Raw genomic sequence first — 24,492 nt, forward strand, 5'->3', positions numbered from 1 at the left:
CGACATGGAGGAGTTTACGATGAAGGTTTGTTATTCAGATTTAGTGCTCATTACAAATGAGATTGTTGAAAATGTTGAAAAGTTAATCCAGCATGGTGCTGATGTTGTAGAGCTTCTAATGGATGGAGATAAATGGGATGAGATGGAGGCGTTATTCCCCGTTTTAGCCGAACAGCTATGTGCTTTGGATGTAGCGTATACTGTCCATCCGCCGGCATGGGATATAAATTTAACAAGCGAAAATAAGGCAATCCGTGAAGCATCATTTTTGGAATATAAAAAGGCCATTGAGTTTGCGGGTAAAATTGATGCACAGCATGTGGTCATCCACCCGGGCTTTTGCTTTGCACCGCAATTCAGCAAGGAAACAGGAAGACAGCGGGCAAAAATGTATATTCAGCAGCTATGCGAGATTGCAAAGCCATTACATGTAACTCTCGCAATAGAGAATGTCGGCTACAATGGAACATCGTTGTTTACGCAAAAGGAATATGAAGTTTTTTTAGAGGGTGTTGATGGCAACGCAAAATATTTGATTGATGTCGGTCATGCGAATCTGAACGGATGGGATATTGCTTCTGCGATTTATCATGTGAAGGATCGCTTAGCGGGACTGCATTTACATGACAATGACGGAAAGAGTGATCAGCATCTGCCGGTTGGTGAAGGAACAATCGATTGGTCGTCTATTTTTGACGTGTTATGTACGGAGCAAATCGATTGTGAGCTTGTGCTAGAATATGCTCCCGGAACAGATTTGAACATGCTGCAAAAAGGGAAAGAACGATTAGTAAATGAGCTTTCCAATAACGAAAAGGTGGGGCATGTTAGTGAAGATAGAGCTTTTTGATGCTTTCTGCTTTGACCTCGATGGTACAGTGTATGTGAGCGATACCGTGCTGCCGCATGTACTGGAAACAATGTCAAAGTTGAGGAAGGCGAATAAAAAAATATTATTCATTTCCAATTCACCGACACAGTCGAGAGCAAGTGCCGTCAAAAAATTACGCAGCTTTGGAATTGCTGTTCAGGAGGAGGAAGTGCTAACGGCTGCTTATTTAGCAGCCAAGTACATGGCTGAAAATCATGACGACAGTAAAACGTATATTGTGGGAGAAACCGCATTGTATGAGGAGTTTAAAAATCTTGGCGTGGAAGAGACGAAAAATCCCCTCGATGCAACACATGTGGTGGTAGGGCTGGACCGGGATTTCACATACCAAAAATTGAACAACGCGATGCTGGCTGTCCGTAACGGGGCACAGCTGATCGTGACGAATCCGGATCCTGCCTGTCCTGTTCCCGGAGGACTGCAGGCAGATACGATGTCTCTTGCAAAAGCGATAGCTACAGCAGCGGAGATGAAAATCGAGACGATCATTGGCAAGCCGACACCCTATTTTGCCAATGCGATGCTGGAGCTATTGAACGTGCAGGCAAAGCGCTGTCTCATTATAGGTGACAGGCTCGAAACAGATATTCTGCTCGGGAAAACAGTAGGAATGCCTACTTGTTTAGTATTAACGGGTGCTTCCACACTCCAGCATGCCGAACAAGCAGCCTACAAACCTGATTATGTTGTTCCGCATCTGGGTGAATTCATTTTATAGCTTTACACGTAATACCATTGCCGATCTGATAAACGGATTGGTGATGGTATTTAGTAATTGTGAGGATAGAAGGTGTAATTATCTATAGAATTGATTGTAAACCCGGGGGAATACTATCCGGAGCAGGGAGAAAATAAAACGAATACACAGCATTTAAGGAAGAGCAGCAAAAGGCATTATTGCTATAAGTTGAATGTATGCTGTTCAGAATAGCTGAAGAAACTCTATTTGTGTTTGTCACACTATAAGTACTTAAGGAACAAAGGTTAAAACTGTTCGGCTGTGCCCCAGGTGAAACGTGCAGCTAGCGCAAATACGACAGGGGAAATTGATTTACTATCCAGAGAATTAAACCCCTAAAAAATCCTCAAATTAAAATTATAAAAAATAATAAATATAACTGTTGCATTTTTAAACGATCGGTGTATAATAATGACCAGATGACCGGAATGTTATTTTGGTCATTTTTAGATCGAGTTGAAAGAGAAAATGTTAGCAAAGGGATGACGTCTAATGGACCGCAGGCAGGAAATTTTAGATGCAGCTACAAAATCCTTTTCGCTCTTTGGGTATAAGGCGACAACGATTGAGCAGGTGGCGAAGGTTGCGAATGTAGGGAAGGGAACGATCTACACATTTTTTGATAATAAGGAAGTACTGCTTCAGGAAGTAGTAGTTTCGTTAATTCGAGAAATGAAAGTAGCAATGGATATGGCTATCGATCCGTCTGTCAGCTTTATCGACAATGCACATATGGCACTGATGAAGATGCTTCAATTTAGAGAAAAGCATGTGTTATTTGCCAAGCTAGTCGAAGAGGAGAAGGCTTTACGTACGCCGGCAGTAAAGGAAATGCTTCAGGTGATTGAAACTGAAATCATTTCGTACATTGCAGGATTTATACAAATCAGCATTGATAAGGGGCAGGTTAATGAATGTGATCCGCCGCTTGTAGCGTATTTGCTGTTGAAATCGTACTTGGCATTTGTAGTAGATTGGCAGCAGACACATGATGAGCCTCTAAATGAAGAAAAAATCTTAATGACTTTCAAACAAACGATCTTTAGTGGCTTAACTAAAAAGTAAGACAAAATCATTGTTCTCTTTGGGAATGATTGGTTTTTTCTTGCAGCAAAGTGACCAAAAGACTATTTCGGTCAGTTAGTATTTTAAATTAAAAGGTGGAATAGCATGTTTAAGTCAGAATGGCGAAAAGTATTAACAACGCGAAAAATGATTATTTCAATTGTTGCTGTGTTGTTCATTCCGGTGCTATACAGCGGGATGTTTTTATGGGCCTTTTGGGATCCGTATGACCACTTAAGTAGTCTTCCTGTAGCCGTTGTGAATGATGACAAGGGAACGACCTATGAAGGGGAAAAAATGGAGCTTGGTGATGAGCTCACAAAAAAACTGATAGATAGTGAACAGTTTAAGTTTGAAGAAGTATCAAGTGATACGGCAGATAAACAGCTTAAGGATTTAGATTATTATATGATTATTCGCATTCCTGAAAACTTTTCGGAGCATGCGACAACTCTATTAGATGAAACACCATCTAAGCTTGTTATTGATTATATTCCAAACGAAGGCTATAACTTCCTTGGTGCCCAAATCGGTGAAACAGCGTTAGACCGCATTAAGGCAGAAGTGAATGGACAGGTTTCAAAAACATATGCAGAGCAGCTCTTTGCATCGATCACAAAATTAGGTGACGGCTTTACTGAGGCAGCAAACGGTGCCGGTGAGCTGGATGCCGGAGCGAAAAAGGTTGTAGACGGTGCTGAAGATCTAGAAGGTTATTTAGAGCAGTTAGCATCCAGCACGGTCGAATTGTCTGATGGTACAGACAAGCTGGCGACAGGTGCTAAAAAAGCCGCATCTGGTGCGACTGATTTAGCAAAAGGTATCGGCACAATTGAAGATGGCAGTAAACAGCTGGCAGCAGGTGCAGGTCAAGCGGCAACTGGTGCAAATGATTTAGCAAAAGGGATTACAAGCTATACAGAAGGTGCTGCACAAGTAGCAGCCGGTCAAGCAACATTAGTGGAAAAACAACAGGCATTAGCTGCCGGGATTTCCAATGTAGCAAGCGGCAGTGCAAGCTTACAAGCAGGAGCTAATCAATTAAACAACAGTGCAGCAGGTTTACATCAAGGAATTAGCGCACTATCACAACAAATGCAAGGCGTGCTAGCAAGCTTGCCGGAAGAGCAGGCACAGGCACTGCAAGCAACATTAAATCAATTAAACGAAGGCAGTGAGCAGTTAGCCGGCGGTGTATCGCAGCTAGCCTCCAGCGCTGGGCAATTACAGCAAGGAGCGGCTCAATTACAAGACGGCAGCACACAAATCGCTGCTGGTCAACAACAGGTAGCAGCTGGTGCCAATAAACTGGTTGCAAACTCTGATGCCCTCGTAAAAGGCGCAGCGAGCCTGCAAGCAGGGAATGCTACATTAGCAAGCAAACTGTCTGAGCTGGCAAATGGTGCTGGAACAGCAAAAGCAGGAGCCAATGAATTAGCATCAGGCTTAAATACATTAGTTCAAGGCAGTACAACTTTAAATGATGGTACATCTTTACTTGCAGAAAAATCAGGTGAACTGGCAGAAGGTTCATCTACACTGGCTAAAGGTACAAAAGGGCTGGCAGACGGCACAACAACATTAGCAGGTAAGCTGTCAGAAGCCAGCGACGAAGTAAACATCCAGCCAAACGATAAAAATTATGACATGGTAGCTCAACCAGTGAAGGTTGAAAAAGAAGCGATTAACAAAGTACCGAACTACGGTACAGGCTTTGCACCATACTTTATTTCATTAGGTTTATTCGTAGGGGCATTGTTGATTTCCATCGTGTTCCCACTTGTTGAACCAGCTACTCGCCCAACAAGCGCAAGAGCATGGTTCTTCAGTAAAGTATCAATTTTAGCTGCAGTAGGGATTATTCAATCGCTTATTTCTGTAGCGGTAGTAGTAGGAATTTTAGGGCTTGAACCGGAAAACTTGCTGATGTTTACATTAACAGCTATCCTAACAAGCTTTACATTCTTGGCGATTATTCAAATGCTTGTTTCGATCTTTGGGGATCCAGGACGATTTATCGCGATTTTAACGTTAATTATTCAATTAACAACAAGTGCAGGTACATTCCCTCTAGAGTTAGTACCGGATCCATTAAAATCGTTCAATCCGTTCTTCCCGATGACATACTCTGTTCAAGCGTTTAAAGCAACAATTTCTACAGGGGATATGGCATTCCTTGGCTTCAACAACTCAGTTCTTGCAGGCTTTATGATTGTATTCCTAATCATTACATTCGGCTACTTTGCATTAGTGTTCAAAAAACGCTATTCAAATGAAGCAGCAACACCAGAAGCGTAAAAAGAACGTGCCTTTTAGGTAAGTAAAAACCAGCTACATCACATGTAGCTGGTTTTTTTTTGTGTGTATAAAAGTAGAAATCAAAAACCATCCGGCACCGGTTAATGACCGGTGCCGGATGGCTGCTTCGTGTTAGCTGATGAGAATTATTATGCTTCGGCTACTTCATCCAAGCCGTGTTTATCGTTGTATGTTTTTTCATCAAGCTCACCCGTAACTTTCGCTGTCAAAACACCTGATACCATACTTCCGTTGACATTTAATGCTGTACGTCCCATATCGATAAGAGGCTCGACAGAAATCAATAAACCAACAATGGCTACAGGCAAGTTCAATACAGAAAGAACGATTAAAGAAGCGAATGTCGCACCGCCGCCCACGCCGGCAACACCAAATGAGCTGATCATGACGACTAATACGACAGTTAAAATAAAGCTGATGCTAAATGGATCAATTCCGGCAGCCGGTGCTACCATTATCGCCAGCATTGCCGGGTAAATCCCTGCACAACCGTTTTGCCCAATACTTAAGCTAAATGGACCAACAAAGTTTGCTACCCCTTCAGAAACTCCATACCCATTTGTTTGAGTCTTGATATTAAGCGGCAGTGTACCTGCGCTTGAACGGGATGTAAAGGCGAATGTTAAAGTAGGTAATCCCTTTTTCACAAATGTGACCGGACTTAATTTTGCGAGACTAATCATAATCAGGTGGATTAAGAACATCGCAATAAGCGCTACATAAGAAGCAACGACAAATTTACCTAAATTCCAGATAGCTTCATAATCACTTGTAGCTGCAACCTTTGTCATTAGAGCTAAAACCCCATAAGGAGTGATACGTAATACTAATGTGACAATACGCATTGTGATGGCATATAACGTATCGACAATTTTAGCGAACAGCTCAGCTTGCTCAGGCTGTTTTCGTCTGATGCCCAAATAGGCTATTCCGATAAAGGATGCGAAGATTACCACAGCGATTGTGGAAGTAGTACGGGATCCTGTTAAATCAGCAAATGGGTTAGATGGAAGGAACGATAGAATTTGATCTGGAATCGTCATATCCTGAACAGTTGCGACCCGCTCTACTAATTCCTCATTACGGGCATTTTCAGCATCGCCCGCTTGTAATTCAATTCCATCCAAACCAAAGCCAAGTGCCGCTCCAATCCCGATAAATGCGGCAATACCTGTTGTCACAAGTAAAATCCCGATTCCTAAGAAACTGATTTTCCCTAGGTTTTTCGTAAGGTTTACCTTTGTAAAGGCGCCGACAATAGAGATAAATACTAATGGCATAACAACCATTTGCAATAGCTTCACATAACCTGAACCGACAATATCAAACCATTGAATCGTCTTTGTTGTGACGTCAGATGCTGTACCATACAGCAGGTGAATAATAATACCAAATACAATCCCTATCCCGAGACCCGCAAATACACGCGTTGAGAATTTCACGTGTTTCTTCTGCATCATGTATAATCCGAAAATCAATGCGAGAAGAATAACAATATTTACGATAATAAGTAACGTATCCACAATGGATCCTCCTTCAATTCAATAGTGCAAAACTGATTGATTGCAACTAAAATCTTATTGTTTTCACACAATAACACTATAATACAATAAATCTAATAGACAAACTAGGTTTTTTGCTTGGGAATCCGTTTTTTTATCATGAATGAATAAATTGGGGCAATGAAAAAAACTTTACATCCTGAAATAACCGCGATGAACCTGCTGCCACTTTATAGCAGTAAGAGACGCCATAAACAAAAACATCGGACATATAGTTTTATGTTGTAGGTAATACACTCTTTATATTCCCCATAAACGTAAGGACAATCCATTGAACGACCAAAAATTCGGCATCCTGTACTTTGGGCAGCATAAGAAAGCCGGGATTGCTAAAATAGGTCCAGTCGCATAAAATCACAGATGGAACCTTTTAAAAATAGAGCTTATTTAAAGGAGGAAGACAGGAATGAAGAAGTATTGGCTATTCCTTCTTATTGTATTATTGGTTGGCTGCAGCGGCGCCGAAAAAGATGCCCCGTTATTCACAAAAGAGCAGGCTGTTCCTTTTGAAATTGTGAAATATGAGGAGAAAATTGCGCCTGTTTATGAACAGCTTGTCCCGCATATAGCCTATGCAGAAACGGCAAACCAGCTGGAAGCATTAAAAGGACGGTTTGATATAGAGGAACTTTCGATGGATATGGATCAATATTTCGCTGTCTTTATCGTTACGTATTCAGACAGCTGCGGCATAGCGGTGGACGGGGTTTACAATAATGGCGGCCTGCTGTCGGTTCAGTTACTGACTGCAAGCGGGAAAGCCTGCGATGAAAAGGCGGTGCCGCATACGTTTGTGCTTCAGGTAGAAAAGGGGGATTATCAAAAGGTACAGCTGTTTAACGGCGATGTGATTAAATCCTCGATGGATGTGGAGCAGACTTCATAGAGAAAAGATCCCTTATTTTAAAAATAGGGATGGCATAAGGCACTGACTGTCTCCAAAGTGACAGCCAGTGCCTATTCTATTGTAAATAGTAAAAGATCTTATCATTATAAATAGTGAAAGCTATTTTGCCTGTTCGGTATCTTTGCGAAGCAAGCGACGTAATAATTTTCCGGAATTGGTTTTAGGGATGGCATCAATGAACTCCACTTCACGAGGATATTTATAAGCGGACATTCTTTCTTTTGCCCATGTAATTATTTCGTCTTCCGTCGCTGTACAGCCATCTTTTAATACGATAAATGCTTTTACGGATTCACCGCGAACGGCATCGGGTATCCCAATGACAGCTACTTCACTGACCTTCTCATTCTTTGCTAACATTTTTTCAACTTCCTCAGGGTACACACTGTAGCCTGAACATTTGATCATTTCTTTTGCACGCCCCAAGAAGTATAAAAAGCCATCTTCATCAATAGTGCCGATATCACCTGTTAAAAAGAAACCTTTATAAAATGATTTTCTCGTTTCTTCCTCTTTTCCTTTATATCCTTTAAAGACACTTGGACCTTTTACTAAAATCATCCCTTGGGTATTTGGTGGTAACTCCTCGTCATAATTATCAAGATTGACAATTTTTAATACAGTGCCTTCAGGGGGTTTCCCATTAGCGCCATATTTGATTTGATCAGGCGGCGTCATAGCATTACCGGTGTGTGTTTCACTCATTCCATAAGCAAATTCCATTAAAGGGATGCCTGTGAATGATTCCCAATTATCAGAAATTTCCTTTGTTAGCTGGATACCAAAGCTTGTGATGATGTTGAGTACTAATGAAGAGAAGTCGGTGTCTTTTATTTTTTCTTCATTCATCATCTGAATATTCATCGGTGTAGTTGTATATAGAATAGTTGCTTTATATTTCTCCACCGCCTGCAAATACCCTACAGGATGAAAGCGGGAAAGTAAGATGATTGTGGAACCGGTAATGAATGGACTCATCATTCCGACTAATTTTCCTGCGATGTGGAAGATGGGCATGATACTTACTACTTTATCTTCTTCACGGTAGCTGAAATTTTTGGCTACAGCAGCTGCCTGGTATTCAGAATTTTTAAAGGTCAGCATCGCTCCTTTTGGTGCACCGGTTGTTCCGGAAGTATAAACAATCAGGCCAACATCCTCTGACATATCAACCGCAGCAGGACGAACATCTGTAGCAAATGCCTTATTATTTATAATCTCATTCCATGCCGATGTATCATTAAATGAAGTGTGGTCAATTTTTTCAGGGAAATCAGGGTATGGTTCAGACGGTAAATAATCGGCATAGTTAATTAATATTTTATGTTTTACGTTTGTTTCATCCTCGATTTTCTGGAAAATCGGATATAAATCAGGAGAAGTAATAATAACCTTCGCTTCTAGATCATTTAACTGATAATGTAATTCCCATTCTTTGAACATGGGGTTGCAGGGGCCCACTATAGCCCCAATTCTTTGGGCTGCATAAAAGGAAATAATATATTGCGGTGAGTTTTGTAAATAGAGCGCTATAGTATCGCCTTTTTGGATATTGATACTTTGCAGATAATTTGCGAGCTTATTAATATCATCATTTAATTTACTATATGAAATTTCATAACCATAAAAGTTGATTGCCGTTTTTGCGGGATGTAAAAGAGCGTACTCTGCAATATATTGATCGATAGGTTTATTTTTTAATAGTTCTAACACACGGGTTCCTCACTTTCCGGTAAATTTAGGCTCTCTTTTTTCAACAAATGCCTGAATACCTTCTTTATGATCCTCTGAATGATAGGAAGCAAATGTTGATAATGTTTGTAGTTTAAAGGCTTGTTCATAATCCAGCCCTGCGGAAGCATGCATCGCCTTTTTCATCAGGCCGATTGATCTCGTGGCACTTAAAGCTAGTCTTTCCGCTAGCTGCTTGACCTTATTTTCAAGCTCATCGGTAGTAGTTACCTCATAAAGCAAACCTAATTGCATAGCTGTCTGCGCATCAAACATTTCTCCTAAATATAAATATTTTGCTGCCCGGTGGTACCCGATCCGTTGCTGTAATAGGTAAGTACCTGAGGCTAATCCACGCAATACGAATGGAAGCCCAAATTTCGCTTCTTCACTGGAAATAATAAAGTCGGCTGCTAAAGCAATTTCAAATCCGGCACCTAACGCATATTTATGAACGGCTACGATAATTGGTTTTTCCAGTTCTTTCATTGCGAACACAATTTGCGGGTAGCCTTCATAGTATTCTTTTACTTTATCGCTTGGATTTGGATGAGCTTCTGTTCCCATATCGACAAGATCGTCTCCTGCACAATAGGCGCGTCCGTTTCCTTTTATAATGACTACACGGACCGCGTCGTCTTTTCCGGCATCCTTTAACGCTTCAATGATGGAAGCAATCATATCGTTATCTAATGCATTGAGCGCTTCAGGACGGTTCAATGTGATTTCTGCCATGTTATTCTGTTTTGAATAATTAACTTTCGTGTTCATTGCCCCACCTCCTCATAAAGGTGATTTTCTAAAACAGATTTAATTGAAGGAGGGATAGGCTCGCTTTTTTGTTCTTGGGTATTGAAATTCACATAGATGGTAGAAGCGGTAATGCATTTCGTGTTGCCTTGCCAAATTTCTTCATAAAGTTCCAGACTGGCGTTGCCGATTCGCTTGATCCAGCATTTAATCAGCGCATCTTTCCCAAAGTAAATTTGGGCTTTATACTCTACACAGCTTTTTACAATGACCATACGCCAATTTTCAAAATCATCCTCAGGATTAAAAATTTTAAATAGTTCATTTCTTCCGGCCTCTAGCCAAACCGGTATTGTCGTGTTGTTAATATGACCGACACCATCTGTTTCTGAAACCCGTGGCTGTATAATCGTTTCAAACATCGTATACACGTCCTTTAATGAATTAATTGTTTAAACATTACTGTCCATCTGCCATCAGCTACTTTTACTTGTTCCGCAAATAATTGAATACCTATTTGATAAACTTTCTTTTGTTCTTTCAATAGTTGGACCTCATAGTGACAATATAAGGTTTGGCCAACTTGAACGGGATGCAGGAATGTCCATTCTTGGCCTAGTGCAGCTATAAGGTATTTTTCCAAATTCAAGCTTCGATTTAACAGTCCAGTAGTCAGCATAATGAGTAGGCGTTTATCGATATTATCATGGGCCCATTCACTATCTGCTAATTGGGAAAATAGCCGGCAATCCGTTTCAAAAACCGTACGCCCGATAGAGCCTGGCGGGTGAATATATAGTGTCATATACATCCCTCAATTCCGGTAAGCTGACCGTGAACAATGACTGTTTCTTTTTGATTGATAAGTGAGAATGTCAGCGTGTCATCATTTATTTGATAGATTGTATAAACTTCATCATGCAAACAGACGTATGATTGATATCTGCTGGAAATCGAATGATATATAATCGATTTTCCCAGCTCTTTTTCAATTAAGCTGATTGCAAGTGCAAGGCTCGTGTCCCCGTGTAAGATCACATGCTGGAAATTTGAATCCTGCATTACTTCCACATTACTATGAATATTTAAATCTCCTTCCCAAATCATAGGGAAGATTAAATGAGATTCAGTAATTGTTAAAGTACGTGTTGAATTCCACTTTTCCTTCGTACTCATGAGTATTTGTAAAAACCTTCACCGCTTTTTCTGCCCAATTTGCCGCTTTCCACAAGCTTTTTAAGAAGGGGACAAGGACGGTATTTTGAATCAGCAAAATCTCTATATAATGTTTCCAATGCCGATAAGGTTGTATCCAGCCCGCATTCATCTGCCAGTTTAAGGGGGCCGATTGGATGGTTTGCACCCAGCTTCATAGCATTATCGACTTCTTCAGCAGGCGTACCCTCCATTACTAAAAAAGCAGCTTCATTCATCATAGGTAATAAGATTCGATTTACTATAAATCCGGGATAATCTTGTGCAACAACTGTTTGCTTATTGATTTTTACAGCAAATTCCTTTGCAGTTTCTAGTGTTTCTGCAGAGGTAGAAAGCGATTTTACTATTTCCAATAAATTCATCAAAGGAACCGGGCTGAAGAAATGCATCCCGATTACATTTTCCGGCCGCAGCGTAACTGAGCCGATTTCAGCTATAGAAAGGGAAGAGGTGTTACTTGCTAAAATGGCATGCGGCTGAATGATTTCATCCAATTTCCTGAACATCTCTTTCTTTAGCGCTATATTTTCGGGAATTGCTTCAATTACTAAATCAGCTGTCGCACCATCTTGGACATTTGTTGAATAGTGAATATGTTCATGGATACGTCGTTCATCTTCAACTGAGTACTTTTCACGTTTCCGCATGGAAGCGATACTTTTTTCAATATATTTTTTACCGCGATCAATATCACTGTCAGACCGATCAACTAATATAACAGGTATACCAGCAAGCGCAATTACCTGTGCAATTCCACTGCCCATTAAACCTGCTCCTACAACAAGAACTTTATTAATCAAGTTAGTTTCCCCCTTGAGCTATGTTTTTAATAATTAATGAAACGCCCTGTCCTCCCCCTACACAAAGAGAGGCTAGACCATAGGATTTATTTGTTCGGATTAATTCATGAAGTAATGTTACGACAATCCTTGAGCCGGAATTTCCGACAGGATGGCCTAAAGCAATAGCACCGCCATTAACGTTCACTTTATCTAAATTAATTTTTAATTCTTCCAATACTGCTAAGGTTTGTGCTGCAAATGCTTCGTTCAGCTCTAATAAATCGATATCTTCCAGCGTTAAATTTGCACGGTTCAATGCTTTTTTCGTGGCATCCACTGGTCCTATCCCCATATATTTTGGTTCAACCCCAACTGATGCATGGGCGATAATTTCTGCCAGAGGTTTTAACTTATATTCTTCACAATATTTTTCTGAGCAGATTAATAGTAGGGAGGCTCCATCATTTAAACCGGATGCATTTCCAGCAGTTACAGAACCATCTTTTATAAAAGCAGGCTTTAAATTTGAGAGCGCATCAAATGTAGTTTCGCGGACAAATTCATCTGTTTCAAATATGCTGGATCCAATTACTAGTGGAACAATTTCTTTTTTAAATTTCCCTGACTGTTGTGCGGCCAATGCACGCTGTTGGCTCATCAAAGCGTATTCATCTTGTTTTGCACGGGAAATGGAATATTTTTCGGCCAGATTTTCAGCTGTAATCCCCATATGGTAGTTTTCATAGGAGCAAATAAGCCCATCGTATAAAAGACCGTCTTCTATAGTGAAACTGCCGAGTTTTTTACCAGACCGCCCCTCTAATAACAGGTGAGGTACCCGTGTCATATTTTCTGTGCCTCCTGCTACTATACAATCGGCTTCGCCCAATGCAATTTGTTGATAAGCCAATGTAATAGCGCGCAGCCCGGAAGCACATTGTTTGTTTATCGTCATAGCGGGAATTGTGTGTGGTAATCCAGATTTTAATGCGACCTGTCTTGCAGGGTTTGCTCTATTGCCGGCCTGGTAGACATTGCCCATTATTACTTCGTCAATAGTCATAGGGTTAATAGCGGTTGCAGATAGAATATCCTTTACTAATGGAACAGCTAATTCACTCGCAGGAATGTTTTTTAATGCACCTCCGAATTTTCCGATTGCCGTGCGCTTTGCTGCAACGATAAACACTTTAGACATATAATCACCTCAGAATGTAGTGGTAGAATGGATTCAATGTATCTATGAAAAAATTAACCTAGCAGAGTAAATAATATAATGGCGATGACGGTAGAAATTTGTGTCAGGATAACAGCCATACAGGCAACCGGCAAATAGGCCGTCTTAAATGTTTCCTTCGAAATATTGCGGATTGTCGTTACGACATACCCATTATGAGGCAATGAAGCAAGACCATCTGAAGACATGACAGATACACGGTGTAATGCCCCTGGATCAATCCCCATATTTAAATAAATCGGAGATAAAATAGGCAGGGCAATCCCTAAACCACCGGAAGCAGATCCTGTTAAACCAGCGATTAAATTAATACAGATGGCCATGCTTAATAATGGAGGACCCGGAATCTGCAAAACGGTATCAACAATTTGCGTAAATCCGGCTGTCAGTGCAGCAACTTTACCAAATGCAATGACAGCAGATGTATTACATGCTGCAATGATTGCTTCATTGGCACCTTTGCCCATCACATCCCAAAGCTTGGAGAGATACGTAAACATAATGATCAATGCAATAATAATAGCTGTGAGTAATGCAAATATAGTAGCAGTGTTTGCATCGAAGTATTGTGAATACGTAACCATTCCAACAATCACTCCTAATATAGGCAAGAATGCCTGCACGATACTAGGTAATTTTTTGTCGTTCTGCTCAATATCTTTATCTGATTCATATGAAACAAATTCTTCTCCATGTTTTTTCGCGCGATTTACCATCCAATACAGCCAGAATGAGCCTACTATAAATGTGAAGGCTGCAATCGCAACCCCGACCCCTAATCCTGAATAAGGAGTGGTACCGAAAAATTCAGTCGGCATAATATTTTGAATTTCCGGAGAACCCGGCAAATACATCGTAAAGGTAACAGAGCCAAATACGAGTGCGGCAGGGATGAAACGGCGTGGCAAGTTGGCTGTTTTGAATAATGAAACAGCGATAGGATAAACAGCAAAACCAACTACAAATAATGAGACACCGCCGTATGTCATAATGGCACAGGCTAACACGATAGCCATAATGGCGCCTTTAGGCCCGATAATTTTCATTACCCAGCGTGCAATTGATTCAGCAGCACCGGTATCTGCCATAATCTTACCAAAAATGGCGCCGAGTAAGAAAATTAAAAAGTATGAGGCAAAGTAGCCCGTAAAACCTTGCATATAAGTACCAGTCATGGCCTCCACAACGTCCAGGCCAGAAACCAATGCTACGAATACACTTGCTAAAATAGCGCTAACAATGATATTTACGCCTTGGAAGGTCATGAAAATTAACAAAGCTAGGCCGATCAACAATAAAACAACACTCATACATATCCCACCTTTTATCAGTTAAACTTCGGTTCTCTTTTTTCTATGAAAGCGTTAATTCCTTCAGCAGCATCTGGGTGGTTAAAAATATCAATAAATAACTTTTGTTCAATCTGCAGGCCAGTTTCAAGATCAGTTTCCATCCCCTGCAGGACAGCCTGTTTTATATGGTTAAAAACTTGGGTAGATTTTTTTGAAATTTCCTGCGCAATGTTTAATACCTGTTCAAAGCCTTCGCCTGAATTAAAAACATTGTTAACAAGCCCGATTTTTAAAGCATGGTCAGCAGAAATAGGTTCCCCTAAATACATCATTTCTAGAGCCTTTGCCTTACCGATAAGTTTTGGCAAACGTTGAGTTCCACCTGCACCGGGGAAAATACCTAGATTCACTTCAGGAACTCCCAGCTTTGAGTGTGCCTCTGCATAGCGGAAATCGAATGCTAAAGCTACTTCAAGACCACCGCCTAAAGTCAAACCATTTAAAAATGCAATGGTAGGCTTAGGGAAATTTTCGATGAAGTTAATTACTCGATGGTTTTTTTCTACACTTTCCTGAAGGGTTGTTGAACCAATCCAATTAGGAAATTCTTTAATGTCAGCCCCTGCAATGAAAAATTTTTGACCTGCTCCGCGAAGCACCACAACATGTACGGATGTATCATCGCAGAGGGATTGAAAGCAATGAAATAGCTCATCGGCTAATTTACTGCTTAAAGCATTAGCAGGGGGATGATTGATTTCAATGACGGTTATATGGCTGTATGCCTGCACATTTAAAAGCGAATACAAAATATAATTCCTCCCTCGAAAATTTTGAATACGTATACATTTTGTGGTAAGCGTTTACACCTTCACTATAGAATTGTCGCAAATTTCTGTCAACAACTTTTTTTAAAATGGCTGAAAATAGCTTTTCTATTCTGCTTATCCATTGGATAACCTTTACATCATAACGGGGGTGCGGTATAAAATAAGTAATAGTGGGAGATCGAGGTGAGAGCATGGTAACTTCTAAAGATGTAGCGAAATTAGCGGGGGTTTCGCAAGCTACAGTGTCAAGGGTATTAAATACACCCGATGTTGTTAAAAAAGAAACAGTAAATAAAGTGATGAATGCAATAAAAGAACTAAATTACATTCCAAATGCGAATGCAAGATCACTCGTTCAGAATAAAATCGGAACGATTATCCTGTTATCGGGACCGTTAAGTAATCCGTTCTTTGTCGACACGACGAGTGCCATTGTAAATTATGCAAGCAAAAGGGATTACCGTGTACAAGTACAATTCGTTAATGATAATAATTTGGAAAAGGCATATGCCAGTGCCTTAGAGCAAAAGAATGACGGCATTATTTTATCCTGCATTCTTGAAGATGACCCGATTTTTGATAAGCTGAAAGGGCTGGGAATTCCTTTTATTACATATAATCGAAAGCATAAATCAAATAAAAATTTTGTAGAAATTGATAACTTTCATGCTGGAGAACTTAGCTTTCAACATATGAAAGATCTGGGGCATGAAAATATTGCCTGGATTGGCGGGCAACTAAACGTAACGACCTTTAAAAACAGGTATCAAGGTTTTACAAATGCAGTGAAAGAAGCAGGGGCGAAAGTTAACCCCAGTTATGTAATCCACGATATTATTTCCAAAAGTGATTTAGAAGAAGCCTTTTATAATTTACTTCATCTTCGTACACCGCCAACGGCCATCTGTGCAGCAACAGATTCTATTGCATTAGATTTAATAGATATTGCTAAAAAGGCAGATATTTCAATTCCGGAAGAAATAAGTATTATGGGAATTGATAACGTTGAAATCAGCCAGCATGGTATGGTCGAACTAACAACGGTAGGGAGCAAATATAAAAAAAACCTAGGTTATATCGCTATTCAGGAGCTGTTCTCGATGATGGAAGATGAAAATAACAGTTGCAATTGTATTACGGAGCCTGTTAAACTCTTCGTAAGGAAAACAACACAGCGATTAAATTAATCACTGTGTTTTTCTATAGCATAAAATGAATACGTATACATTCTTGGCGTTTACAAACTATATAACAAGGATGGTAAAGGTATGGAAAAGGCATTATATTTAAACGGAAACTGGGTTAAGGCTGGAGAATATACTGGTTTATATTCCCCTTATGATGGAGAGTTTTTAGCAAATATCCCTGTTGCTTCGGCCGGCCAAATGGAAGAGGCAATTCAATTTGCCAAAAACGCCGAAACAAGCATGAAACAGCTTACCTCTTTGGAAAAGTCAAATATACTTTTACAAATCTGTTATCAATTTGAACATAGAAAAGAGGAGGCTGCGAGAATCATTGTTAAAGAGACAGCAAAGCCAATGAAATTTGCTCTAGCTGAAATCGACCGTACGATTGAAACGTACCGATTTGCAGCCGAGGAAGTTAAGAGGCTGGCTGGTGAGCTTGTACCGATGGATGCAGCAAAAAATGGAGCCAATAAATTTGCCTATACGCTCCATGAACCAATCGGAACTGTCGCTGCTATTACGCCATTTAATTTTCCACAGAATTTGGTTGCCCATAAAGTAGGGCCGGCCATTGCTGCCGGAAATCCCGTTATTTTAAAGCCGGCATCTCAAACACCATTGTCTGCATTGTTTTTGGCTGAATTAATTCATAACACCGAATTACCAAAAGGTGCTTTCCAAGTGCTTACAGGAAGCGGCTCACAAATCGGTGACTATCTCGTCTTGCATGAAGATATCAAGATGATTACTTTTACCGGCAGCCCCGAAGTTGGAAAGTCTATCAAAATGAAAGCGGACTTAAAACGTGTTTCTCTTGAACTGGGGTCAAATGCGGGTTGTATTATCGATAATGAAGTCGATCTCCCGGCAATCGCCAAAAAGTGCATTGTCGGAGCTTTTTCAAACCAAGGGCAAGTATGTATTTCCCTACAAAGAACTTATGTAATGGAAGACAGCTATCAACCGTTTATAGATGAATTTAAAAAACTAACAAAGGCATTAAAAATAGGAAACCCGCTCTCGTTAGAGACCGATATTTCTGCAATGATAAATAAAAAGGAAACCCAAAGAGCAAAGGCTTGGATAGACGAAGCAGTTAATCTGGGGGCAACGATTGAATACGGCGGAGAAATCATCAATGAAGTGCTGCAGCCTACGATTTTAGCCAATGTACCGAGTGAAGCACGAATTTCATGCCAGGAAGCATTTGCACCGGTAGTAATCATTAATAAAATTTCAACTGTGGAAGATGGTATTTCGGAAATAAATAATTCCATTTACGGACTTCAAGCAGGAATTTTTACAAACAATATTTCCAAGGCCCTTAAGGCTTCAAAAAGTTTGCAGGTCGGCGGGGTAATTATTAATGACATTCCCACATTCCGTGTTGATCAAATGCCTTACGGCGGGGTGAAAAACAGCGGAACCGGACGGGAAGGGATTAAATATGCACTGGAAGAAATGACAGAGATGAAACTTGTTGTTTGGAATGAGGGGTAATCATATGGCAGAGAAAATTAGTTTTGTAAGCAAAAATCATATTGGCTGGGGCTCCATTCAACGCTTGAACGAAGAAGCGAAAGCACTTGGCGCAAAAAAGATTTTAGTAGTAACAGATCCGTTCTTATTAGAATTAGGGATGATCGGCAGGATTTTAGATCAATTGGATCCAACGTTTGAAATTAGTCTTTATTCAAAAGTTTCACCGGAGCCTTCGTTGGCGATAGCGGAAGAATTAGTGGCATATACCCGGGAAAATAACTCGGAACTCATCATTGGAATTGGTGGGGGAAGCGCACTGGATTTAGCGAAAATTGCGGCCGTACTTGCCACCCATGATGGCCAGGTGAAAGATTTTTTAAATCTGACGGGTACCCGACAGCTTGAAAATAAAGGTCTGCCGAAAATCTTGATTCCTACTACTTCGGGTACAGGATCAGAGATCACAAACATTGGTGTATTGGCATTAGACACAACAAAAGATGTTATTACACATGATTATCTGCTTGCCGATGTAGCAATAGTTGATCCTGAATTAACACTTTCATTGCCACCGAAAATTACTGCTTCAACAGGAGTGGATGCTTTAACACATGCGATCGAAGCATATGTTTCCGTCAATGCAAGCCCTACTACCGATGCGCTGGCGATAAAAGCAATTCAGCTTATAAGTAAATCGATACGTAAAGCTGTATGGACAGGTGATGACACTCAAGCACGGACGGATTTGAGCTACGGAAGCTATTTAGCGGGCTTGGCGTTTTATAATGCAGGAGTAGCCGGAGTGCATGCGCTGGCCTATCCGCTAGGCGGAAAATTCCATATTGCGCACGGCGAATCAAATGCGGTGTTATTGCCTTACGTAATGGGCTATATCCGTAGCAGCTGTAAAAAGCGTATGACGGATATTTATGCTGCAATGGGCTTTAATCCGATTCAGCTTTCCGAGGAAGAGGCTTCCATCAAATGTGTAGAAGAGTTAGGGCGCTTAGTAAAAGATGTGGAGATCCCGCTTACGCTAAAAGAATTTAATATAGAAGAAATACATTTAGAGGAGTTAACAAGGGATGCGGTAAAACAAAAACGCCTACTTAGCAGATCTCCTATGCCATTACTGGAAAAGGATATCTATTTGATTTATGAAGCCGCTTATAAAGGCGTGTATATGCATTAAATGTAAAGTGGTATCATTTCTAGACAGCTCCTATTTATAGAAGCCTCGATTCCTTTGGGAACCGGGGCTTTTTGGATTACGTGCATAGAAAGCATGGCGTGGAATCCGCAGCAGGGCGGCTAACATACGAATTAGCTGCCAATTGTTCTGAAAGGAATAAAGTTTACAGCTATTTCCCCACGGGTCCTTCTTTCCCAATTATTTTGTATTGTCGATATGACATGGTCAATATCCCCGGTGAACTTCAAAATAACAAAATTAACTAACAGTAATATGTATATAATAAATATAGCTTTCCAATTTACTTTCACCATGTATAAAATACCAGCCTTTTTCATATAATAAGAACTGTTCAATTTATTTTTGGATTGTAACATATTACCAAATTGATTTTATAAGAAATCCATGTAAAAAATGTTTATCTATAATAAATTCAGGGTATATTATTTTTGAGCGTGCCCAAACGCCTGTATTCGCGTGCTCTTACAACTACATTTATCCATAAACACCTCAGATTTCTTTTCCAAAACCAGTATATTTATTTGACTAATGTTGGTTTTAAGTATATAGTGAAGCTAATAAGGTCCTTCGATAGGAAACAAGTTGAATTCACCTATTACAAAGAGTAATCAGTGGTATTTGATACTTTTTGTAATATGTGAATTTTTTTATTTAAAAAAAGCTTATATATTAAATTTTTTATTAATGGAGGTCATTTACATGACACAAGGTACAGTAAAATGGTTTAACGCAGAAAAAGGTTTTGGATTCATCGAAGTTGAAGGCGGATCAGACGTATTCGCTCACTTCTCAGCAATCCAAGGCGACGGCTTCAAAACTTTAGAAGAAGGCCAAAAGGTTGAATTCGAAGTAGAACAAGGCCAACGCGGACCACAAGCTACAAACATCGTAAAACTTTAATTTTTACGTATAGTTATAGCCAAGAGGAATCCTATTACAGGGTTCCTCTTTTTTGTTTGTGAACGTAAAAAAATAAGAAGACTTATCCGTGCAGATGAATAAAGAAAATAATTACCGCCTAAGTGTGCTGAAACAGACTTTTTTCCATATCCAAAAACCCCTCTACCTGAACAAGGTAAAAGGGCATCTCTTACAGGAATTTTTTATTGTCTACAGTAACAGGGCTTTCCCAATCGTAAATAATAAGAAATTTGTGGCCATCTTCGGCTTGGATAGTCATCTCACCCGCTTTCTCAATTTGTTCATCACCGATCATCACCAACAGTGTATAGTTGATTTTATAGCTATTATCCTCAGGCGCTTCTTGAATGGAATCGATAATAACGTCATGCAGTTTTATATTTTTTTGATTTTCCTTGGCAAAACGTTGGGGAAAATCAAACACACCGTTTATCTTGTTTTTTTCAAAGATTTCTTTACTCATATATGGTTCAACTTCTTTTAAAAGTGTCGTATTTTCCTCGGAATTCTGCGCGTCCGCTGTATAAATAATTTTCTTATACTCTGTAATAAATGATTTAAGGTCCTGCTCGTTCACGGTCTCTTCCTGACATCCACCCAAACTAATGACAGACATGATCATTAAAAACAAGAACATAAGCCTTTTCATTTTTACATCTACCACCCTCTGCATTTTCATCCATTATATGTTTTTTAGAATGAAGTAACAAATAAGCGAAATGGTGGAAAGGTTTATTTGTACAAAACAGAAAACGATATTTTCACTACAAAAAGATGAATACAAGGGTTTTAAAGATTGCCGTTTTATCGACTCCCGTTTTTTACCCACAAATTTATACGGCCAAAAAGTAATAACAAAGAAGGCTGAAATTGCTCGCAAGAAAAAATCTCCTATCTCTGGATGGCTTTCTTCTTGCGTTATATAACCTTTTCCTCCAAGGCCATGTCTATTCAATTTAGAACCTCAATCCTTTTAGGGGGCAGAACATTTTTAGTTTGATAGATCAGTAGGGCATCCCCTGTCTTTTTCTTGGAAAACCTTATACCTCCAGATAATTGTATAACCCGAGTGAAAAATGCTATACATCTGACACCATATTTTCCAAGACAAAGCTCACCACGCTGAAATCATATATCCCGAAAATTAGAACAGTACAAGGATTCAGCTATTACTATGGGAGAGAAGTGATAGAGAAAATGAATTAATTTTAATGGAGACCAAGTAGATAACCGTGTTAAATGAACTATTAATTATAAATATTCAGAATTTTTATTGAAAGATAAATAGAGGTGTTGTAGACTTGTCATACAAGCTTACTACATTCGTTTATATTGGGGGGAATGAGATGAAAAAAGCACTGTTGCTTATTTTGGCAGCGCTATCATTATTGTTATCGGGGTGCATAGAGCGCCGTGAGTTCATAACAATCGCGACTGCATCGGCAGGAGGGACGTACTATCCGATCGGAGTAGGATTAGGAAATCTATGGACTGAAATATTAACAGAAGAAAAGGTAAAAGCTACAGGGCAATCGTCGGCGGGATCCGTGGAGAATATCCAGCTATTAAAAAATGGGGAGGCAAAGGTAGCTATTCTTCAGGGGCTTATTGGCGCTCAAGCATATGAAGGGCGGGGTGGTAACTTTGAAGGTAGACCTTATAAAGAATTACGCTCCATCTCTATGCTATGGTCAAACGTAGAGCATTTTGTGCTGATGGAGAAGGAGATCACAACAGGCACAATTTCTGACATCGATACAAAATCGTTTTCCGTAGGTCCGCAGGCATCTGGAACAGAGCAGTCGACGCTTGTCATTATGGAAGGGATTGGTTTAACGAAAAAAAATATTAAGCCTGAATATTTAGGATATGACGACACAATTTCAGCTATGCGTGATGGACGTTTAGACGGAGGCTCGCTGCCAGCTGGAATTCCAGTGTCATCTGTAATGGATATGACGGCCTCTGGTGTTAAGGCTTCTGTATTAGATGTCACGGATGAACAGCTTGATAGTATTAACAGTATATTTAATACCTGGTTCCGTTTTGTCATCCCGGCAGGTACATACACAGGAATCGATAAAGAAATCAATACAATTGCGCAGCCCAATTTCTTGGCAACTACTACAGAAATTGATGAGGAGCTTGTATACAAATTGACAAAAACGATTTATGAAAACTTAGACAAAGTGCACCAGATTCATAATTCGGCAAAAGAAATTCAATTAGAATCAGCATTAAATGGTCTTCCTGCACCGCTTCATATAGGAGCATACAAATACTTTGTGGAGGCTGGGTTAGAGGTGCCAGAGCATCTTATCCCGCCGGAAGCGAATGAAGCAAAAAAATAAAGGAGTCCATCACGGGGGTGTAATGATGATTTTCAAGAAAAGACAAAAAGAATTTGATGTCACTGAAACATTGGAAAATGACAAAGAGGCCGGTGGAGCGATAAGGACATTCTCAGGTAAGACAGGCATGACCATTTCGATATTACTGTTTGCTTTAGCAGCCTTTTCGGTTTATGTAAATAGTTTGATGAATATCCAAGAAATCTATCGAAATGCAATCTTTTTAACGTTTCTTTTAGTATTAACATTTTTGCTTTATCCGGCCACAAAACATTCCAGTAAAACAAAAATAACGATTGTTGATTATATATGGGCTATTTTAGGATTTGCAGGCGGCGCATACATTTTACTGAATTACTCTACCATTCATAATGTCAAGCTATCGGAACCTACGACAATCGATTATGTTTTTGCGTTTATTACAATTGCCGTATTACTAGAAGTATCACGCCGTACGATTGGTTTATTTATTCCATTATTATCGATCATTGCGCTTTTCTTTGCGCTGTTCGGGCCATGGTTTCCCGGTATTTTTGGGCACGCTGGATTTGGCTTTGAACGCCTCTTATATCGTCTTTATATGACGACGGAGGGGATATTCGGTATGACGTTTTCGATTGCAACGACATATATCGTAATCTTCATTTTGTTCGGTGCATTTTTAAATGCAAGTGGGGCGACACGTCTATTTAATGATTTAGCATTAGCGGTTGCCGGACAGCGACGCGGCGGTCCAGCACAGGTAGCTGTATTATCATCCGCTTTAACAGGGATGCTAAGTGGTTCGGCAGTAGCGAACGTAGCGACGACAGGAACTTTTACGATTCCCCTGATGAAGAGTATTGGTTTAAAACCACGTTTTGCTGCGGCAGTTGAGGCAACTGCTTCTACTGGCGGAATGATTATGCCGCCTATTATGGGTGCGGCCGCTTTTATCATGGCTGGTTTTTTAGGTGTAGGCTATAACATTATCGTCCTTGCTGCAATTGTGCCGGCGATCCTCTACTATAGCGCATTGATTATCGCCATAGATATTGAAGCAAAGAAGCAGGGATTAAAAGGGATTAGTAAGGATAATATTCCCGATGTACTAGAGGTTATCAAGTCACGCGGGATACTAATCTTACCCATTATTATCGTGATTGTGACATTGATGACAGGCTTTACAGCGTTGTTTGCCGGCTTTGCAGGGATTTTTGCTTGTATTGTGGCGAGTTGGCTGACGAAGGACAAAGAAAATCGAATTGGCATTAAAGCTATTACTAATGCGCTGATTGAGGGGGCCCGTGGGTCAATTCAAGTAGCAGTGGCCTGCGCAACGGTAGGTATTATCATCGCAGTAATTACGATGACGGGCTTAGGCTCCACGCTAGCGTATAACATCATTCAAATATCAGGGAATAATTTAGCCATCATTTTAGTGTTGATTATGATTACGAGTATTGTGTTAAGTATGGGATTACCATCGACAGCACTTTATATCGTAGTCGCTGTAGCTGCTGCCCCGGCATTAATTGAAGCAGGGGTAAATCCTATTGCGGCACACTTCTTTGTATTTTGGTTTGGTGCGCTTTCTAACATTACGCCGCCAGTTGCCCTGGCATCGTATACAGCGGCAGGGATTGCCCGGGCAGATGCAATGCAAACGTCATGGACAGCAGTAAAGCTATGTTTACCGGGCTTCCTGTTACCTTTCATGATTGTGTACAATCCAGCACTTGTTATGCAGACAGAGGCAACGGGCATGGATGCAGCACTTCAAATTATTTTTGCCTTTACTACTTCGATTTTAGGCGTGTTTGCATTGGCGACGGCGGTATTTAATTTCTTTACGACAGATATGACAATTTTTGAGCGTGTAGCTATGGCGATTGCGGCGCTGCTTTTAATTATTCCAGAATTAATTACAAGCGCAATCGGTTTAGGTATCATTATACTAGTGTTAGCTATTCATTTGCCACGTGCCAAAAAAATGAATACACAAAGGAATGAAGTATCTGTCTAAAGATAG

General features: G+C 40.1%; 22 protein-coding genes. 11 read left to right on the forward strand and 11 right to left on the reverse strand.

Annotated elements, in window-relative coordinates; all coding sequences use genetic code 11:
- Nucleotides 1-4: 4 nt before the first annotated feature.
- The 4 genes from BOD01S_RS08385 to BOD01S_RS08400 all read left to right on the forward strand — a co-directional run bounded on the left by BOD01S_RS08385 (nucleotide 5) and on the right by BOD01S_RS08400 (nucleotide 4,994).
- The gene (locus BOD01S_RS08385) at nucleotides 5-850 is read left to right on the forward strand and encodes a sugar phosphate isomerase/epimerase family protein (protein WP_244887294.1); all 846 of its coding nucleotides are present in this window, start codon (nucleotides 5-7) and stop codon (nucleotides 848-850) included.
- Nucleotides 825-1,610, forward strand: coding sequence for an HAD-IIA family hydrolase (locus BOD01S_RS08390; RefSeq protein WP_036157152.1), 786 nt, complete (start codon nucleotides 825-827; stop codon nucleotides 1,608-1,610). Before BOD01S_RS08385 ends, BOD01S_RS08390 begins: the two co-directional genes overlap by 26 nt.
- Nucleotides 1,611-2,123: 513 nt before the next feature.
- Nucleotides 2,124-2,696 (forward strand): TetR/AcrR family transcriptional regulator, encoded by a 573-nt coding sequence (locus tag BOD01S_RS08395; RefSeq protein WP_036157150.1) that lies wholly within the window; start codon nucleotides 2,124-2,126, stop codon nucleotides 2,694-2,696.
- 105 nt (nucleotides 2,697-2,801) lie between these two features.
- On the forward strand, nucleotides 2,802-4,994 hold the full coding sequence (locus tag BOD01S_RS08400; RefSeq protein ID WP_036157148.1) for a YhgE/Pip family protein: 2,193 nt from the start codon (nucleotides 2,802-2,804) through the stop codon (nucleotides 4,992-4,994).
- A 149-nt stretch (nucleotides 4,995-5,143) separates the two neighbouring features.
- Here BOD01S_RS08400 and BOD01S_RS08405 read toward each other — a convergent pair whose 3' ends face one another.
- The gene (locus BOD01S_RS08405) at nucleotides 5,144-6,538 is read right to left on the reverse strand and encodes an L-cystine transporter (RefSeq protein WP_036157146.1); all 1,395 of its coding nucleotides are present in this window, start codon (nucleotides 6,536-6,538) and stop codon (nucleotides 5,144-5,146) included.
- 445 nt (nucleotides 6,539-6,983) lie between these two features.
- Between BOD01S_RS08405 and BOD01S_RS08410 the strand changes: the two genes are divergently transcribed.
- Nucleotides 6,984-7,463, forward strand: coding sequence for a hypothetical protein (locus tag BOD01S_RS08410; protein ID WP_036157144.1), 480 nt, complete (start codon nucleotides 6,984-6,986; stop codon nucleotides 7,461-7,463).
- 120 nt (nucleotides 7,464-7,583) lie between these two features.
- Here the strand turns inward: BOD01S_RS08410 and BOD01S_RS08415 are convergent, their stop codons facing one another.
- From BOD01S_RS08415 to BOD01S_RS08455, 9 genes are read right to left on the reverse strand one after another with little or no spacing between them, the layout of a single operon-like run.
- A complete protein-coding gene (locus tag BOD01S_RS08415; protein WP_036157142.1) occupies nucleotides 7,584-9,197 on the reverse strand; it encodes a class I adenylate-forming enzyme family protein in 1,614 nt (537 codons plus the stop codon).
- 9 nt (nucleotides 9,198-9,206) lie between these two features.
- A complete protein-coding gene (locus BOD01S_RS08420) occupies nucleotides 9,207-9,986 on the reverse strand; it encodes an enoyl-CoA hydratase/isomerase family protein (protein ID WP_036157140.1) in 780 nt (259 codons plus the stop codon).
- Nucleotides 9,983-10,387 carry an acyl-CoA thioesterase gene (locus BOD01S_RS08425; RefSeq protein ID WP_036157138.1) on the reverse strand — a complete coding sequence of 135 codons (405 nt, stop codon included), beginning with the start codon at nucleotides 10,385-10,387 and terminating at the stop codon, nucleotides 9,983-9,985. The genes BOD01S_RS08420 and BOD01S_RS08425 overlap by 4 nt, the downstream gene beginning before the upstream one ends.
- Nucleotides 10,388-10,401: 14 nt before the next feature.
- Nucleotides 10,402-10,770, reverse strand: coding sequence for a hotdog family protein (locus BOD01S_RS08430; RefSeq protein ID WP_036157136.1), 369 nt, complete (start codon nucleotides 10,768-10,770; stop codon nucleotides 10,402-10,404).
- Entirely contained in the window at nucleotides 10,767-11,141 is a 375-nt protein-coding gene (locus BOD01S_RS08435; protein WP_036157134.1) for a MaoC/PaaZ C-terminal domain-containing protein, read from the reverse strand. Before BOD01S_RS08435 ends, BOD01S_RS08430 begins: the two co-directional genes overlap by 4 nt.
- Complete coding sequence (locus tag BOD01S_RS08440) at nucleotides 11,138-11,983, reverse strand: 3-hydroxyacyl-CoA dehydrogenase family protein (protein ID WP_036157132.1); 846 nt, start codon at nucleotides 11,981-11,983, stop codon at nucleotides 11,138-11,140. Before BOD01S_RS08440 ends, BOD01S_RS08435 begins: the two co-directional genes overlap by 4 nt.
- 1 nt (nucleotide 11,984) lies before the next feature.
- Nucleotides 11,985-13,163 carry a thiolase family protein gene (locus BOD01S_RS08445; protein WP_036157130.1) on the reverse strand — a complete coding sequence of 393 codons (1,179 nt, stop codon included), beginning with the start codon at nucleotides 13,161-13,163 and terminating at the stop codon, nucleotides 11,985-11,987.
- Between the two features lie 53 nt (nucleotides 13,164-13,216).
- The gene (locus tag BOD01S_RS08450) at nucleotides 13,217-14,512 is read right to left on the reverse strand and encodes a GntP family permease (RefSeq protein ID WP_036157128.1); all 1,296 of its coding nucleotides are present in this window, start codon (nucleotides 14,510-14,512) and stop codon (nucleotides 13,217-13,219) included.
- Between the two features lie 17 nt (nucleotides 14,513-14,529).
- A complete protein-coding gene (locus tag BOD01S_RS08455; protein WP_088321721.1) occupies nucleotides 14,530-15,303 on the reverse strand; it encodes an enoyl-CoA hydratase/isomerase family protein in 774 nt (257 codons plus the stop codon).
- 191 nt (nucleotides 15,304-15,494) lie between these two features.
- On the opposite strand from BOD01S_RS08455, the gene BOD01S_RS08460 reads away from it, so the two are divergent.
- From BOD01S_RS08460 to BOD01S_RS08475, 4 genes are all read left to right on the forward strand, one after another.
- Entirely contained in the window at nucleotides 15,495-16,511 is a 1,017-nt protein-coding gene (locus tag BOD01S_RS08460) for a LacI family DNA-binding transcriptional regulator (RefSeq protein ID WP_244887295.1), read from the forward strand.
- Nucleotides 16,512-16,592: 81 nt separating this feature from the next.
- Nucleotides 16,593-18,014, forward strand: coding sequence for an aldehyde dehydrogenase family protein (locus BOD01S_RS08465; RefSeq protein WP_036157125.1), 1,422 nt, complete (start codon nucleotides 16,593-16,595; stop codon nucleotides 18,012-18,014).
- Between the two features lie 4 nt (nucleotides 18,015-18,018).
- Nucleotides 18,019-19,188: an iron-containing alcohol dehydrogenase gene (locus BOD01S_RS08470; protein WP_036157122.1), complete on the forward strand. Its 1,170-nt coding sequence runs from the start codon at nucleotides 18,019-18,021 to the stop codon at nucleotides 19,186-19,188.
- Nucleotides 19,189-19,908: 720 nt separating this feature from the next.
- A complete protein-coding gene (locus BOD01S_RS08475; protein WP_036157120.1) occupies nucleotides 19,909-20,109 on the forward strand; it encodes a cold-shock protein in 201 nt (66 codons plus the stop codon).
- Between the two features lie 190 nt (nucleotides 20,110-20,299).
- Here BOD01S_RS08475 and BOD01S_RS08480 read toward each other — a convergent pair whose 3' ends face one another.
- Complete coding sequence (locus BOD01S_RS08480; protein ID WP_156117053.1) at nucleotides 20,300-20,767, reverse strand: hypothetical protein; 468 nt, start codon at nucleotides 20,765-20,767, stop codon at nucleotides 20,300-20,302.
- A 709-nt stretch (nucleotides 20,768-21,476) separates the two neighbouring features.
- Between BOD01S_RS08480 and BOD01S_RS08485 the strand changes: the two genes are divergently transcribed.
- Complete coding sequence (locus BOD01S_RS08485; RefSeq protein ID WP_036157116.1) at nucleotides 21,477-22,481, forward strand: TAXI family TRAP transporter solute-binding subunit; 1,005 nt, start codon at nucleotides 21,477-21,479, stop codon at nucleotides 22,479-22,481.
- Nucleotides 22,482-22,506: 25 nt separating this feature from the next.
- Nucleotides 22,507-24,486, forward strand: coding sequence for a TRAP transporter permease (locus BOD01S_RS08490; protein WP_036157675.1), 1,980 nt, complete (start codon nucleotides 22,507-22,509; stop codon nucleotides 24,484-24,486).
- The last annotated feature ends 6 nt before the right edge of the window (nucleotides 24,487-24,492 follow it).

This window comes from Lysinibacillus odysseyi 34hs-1 = NBRC 100172 (assembly GCF_001591965.1).
In the GTDB taxonomy this organism is placed as follows: Bacteria; Bacillota; Bacilli; order Bacillales_A; family Planococcaceae; genus Lysinibacillus_B; species Lysinibacillus_B odysseyi.

Bases quoted from the DNA above. Each gene is read 5' to 3' on its own strand.
- BOD01S_RS08425 (WP_036157138.1), bottom strand. From the start codon at position 10,387: ATGTTTGAAACGATTATACAGCCACGGGTTTCAGAAACAGATGGTGTC.
- BOD01S_RS08445 (WP_036157130.1), bottom strand. From the start codon at position 13,163: ATGTCTAAAGTGTTTATCGTTGCAGCAAAGCGCACGGCAATCGGAAAA.
- BOD01S_RS08480 (WP_156117053.1), bottom strand. From the start codon at position 20,767: ATGTTCTTGTTTTTAATGATCATGTCTGTCATTAGTTTGGGTGGATGT.
- BOD01S_RS08465 (WP_036157125.1), top strand. From the start codon at position 16,593: ATGGAAAAGGCATTATATTTAAACGGAAACTGGGTTAAGGCTGGAGAA.
- BOD01S_RS08410 (WP_036157144.1), top strand. From the start codon at position 6,984: ATGAAGAAGTATTGGCTATTCCTTCTTATTGTATTATTGGTTGGCTGC.
- BOD01S_RS08395 (WP_036157150.1), top strand. From the start codon at position 2,124: ATGGACCGCAGGCAGGAAATTTTAGATGCAGCTACAAAATCCTTTTCG.
- BOD01S_RS08385 (WP_244887294.1), top strand. From the start codon at position 5: ATGGAGGAGTTTACGATGAAGGTTTGTTATTCAGATTTAGTGCTCATT.
- BOD01S_RS08450 (WP_036157128.1), bottom strand. From the start codon at position 14,512: ATGAGTGTTGTTTTATTGTTGATCGGCCTAGCTTTGTTAATTTTCATG.
- BOD01S_RS08390 (WP_036157152.1), top strand. From the start codon at position 825: ATGTTAGTGAAGATAGAGCTTTTTGATGCTTTCTGCTTTGACCTCGAT.
- BOD01S_RS08435 (WP_036157134.1), bottom strand. From the start codon at position 11,141: ATGAGTACGAAGGAAAAGTGGAATTCAACACGTACTTTAACAATTACT.
- BOD01S_RS08490 (WP_036157675.1), top strand. From the start codon at position 22,507: ATGATTTTCAAGAAAAGACAAAAAGAATTTGATGTCACTGAAACATTG.
- BOD01S_RS08400 (WP_036157148.1), top strand. From the start codon at position 2,802: ATGTTTAAGTCAGAATGGCGAAAAGTATTAACAACGCGAAAAATGATT.
- BOD01S_RS08485 (WP_036157116.1), top strand. From the start codon at position 21,477: ATGAAAAAAGCACTGTTGCTTATTTTGGCAGCGCTATCATTATTGTTA.
- BOD01S_RS08420 (WP_036157140.1), bottom strand. From the start codon at position 9,986: ATGAACACGAAAGTTAATTATTCAAAACAGAATAACATGGCAGAAATC.
- BOD01S_RS08475 (WP_036157120.1), top strand. From the start codon at position 19,909: ATGACACAAGGTACAGTAAAATGGTTTAACGCAGAAAAAGGTTTTGGA.
- BOD01S_RS08430 (WP_036157136.1), bottom strand. From the start codon at position 10,770: ATGACACTATATATTCACCCGCCAGGCTCTATCGGGCGTACGGTTTTT.
- BOD01S_RS08470 (WP_036157122.1), top strand. From the start codon at position 18,019: ATGGCAGAGAAAATTAGTTTTGTAAGCAAAAATCATATTGGCTGGGGC.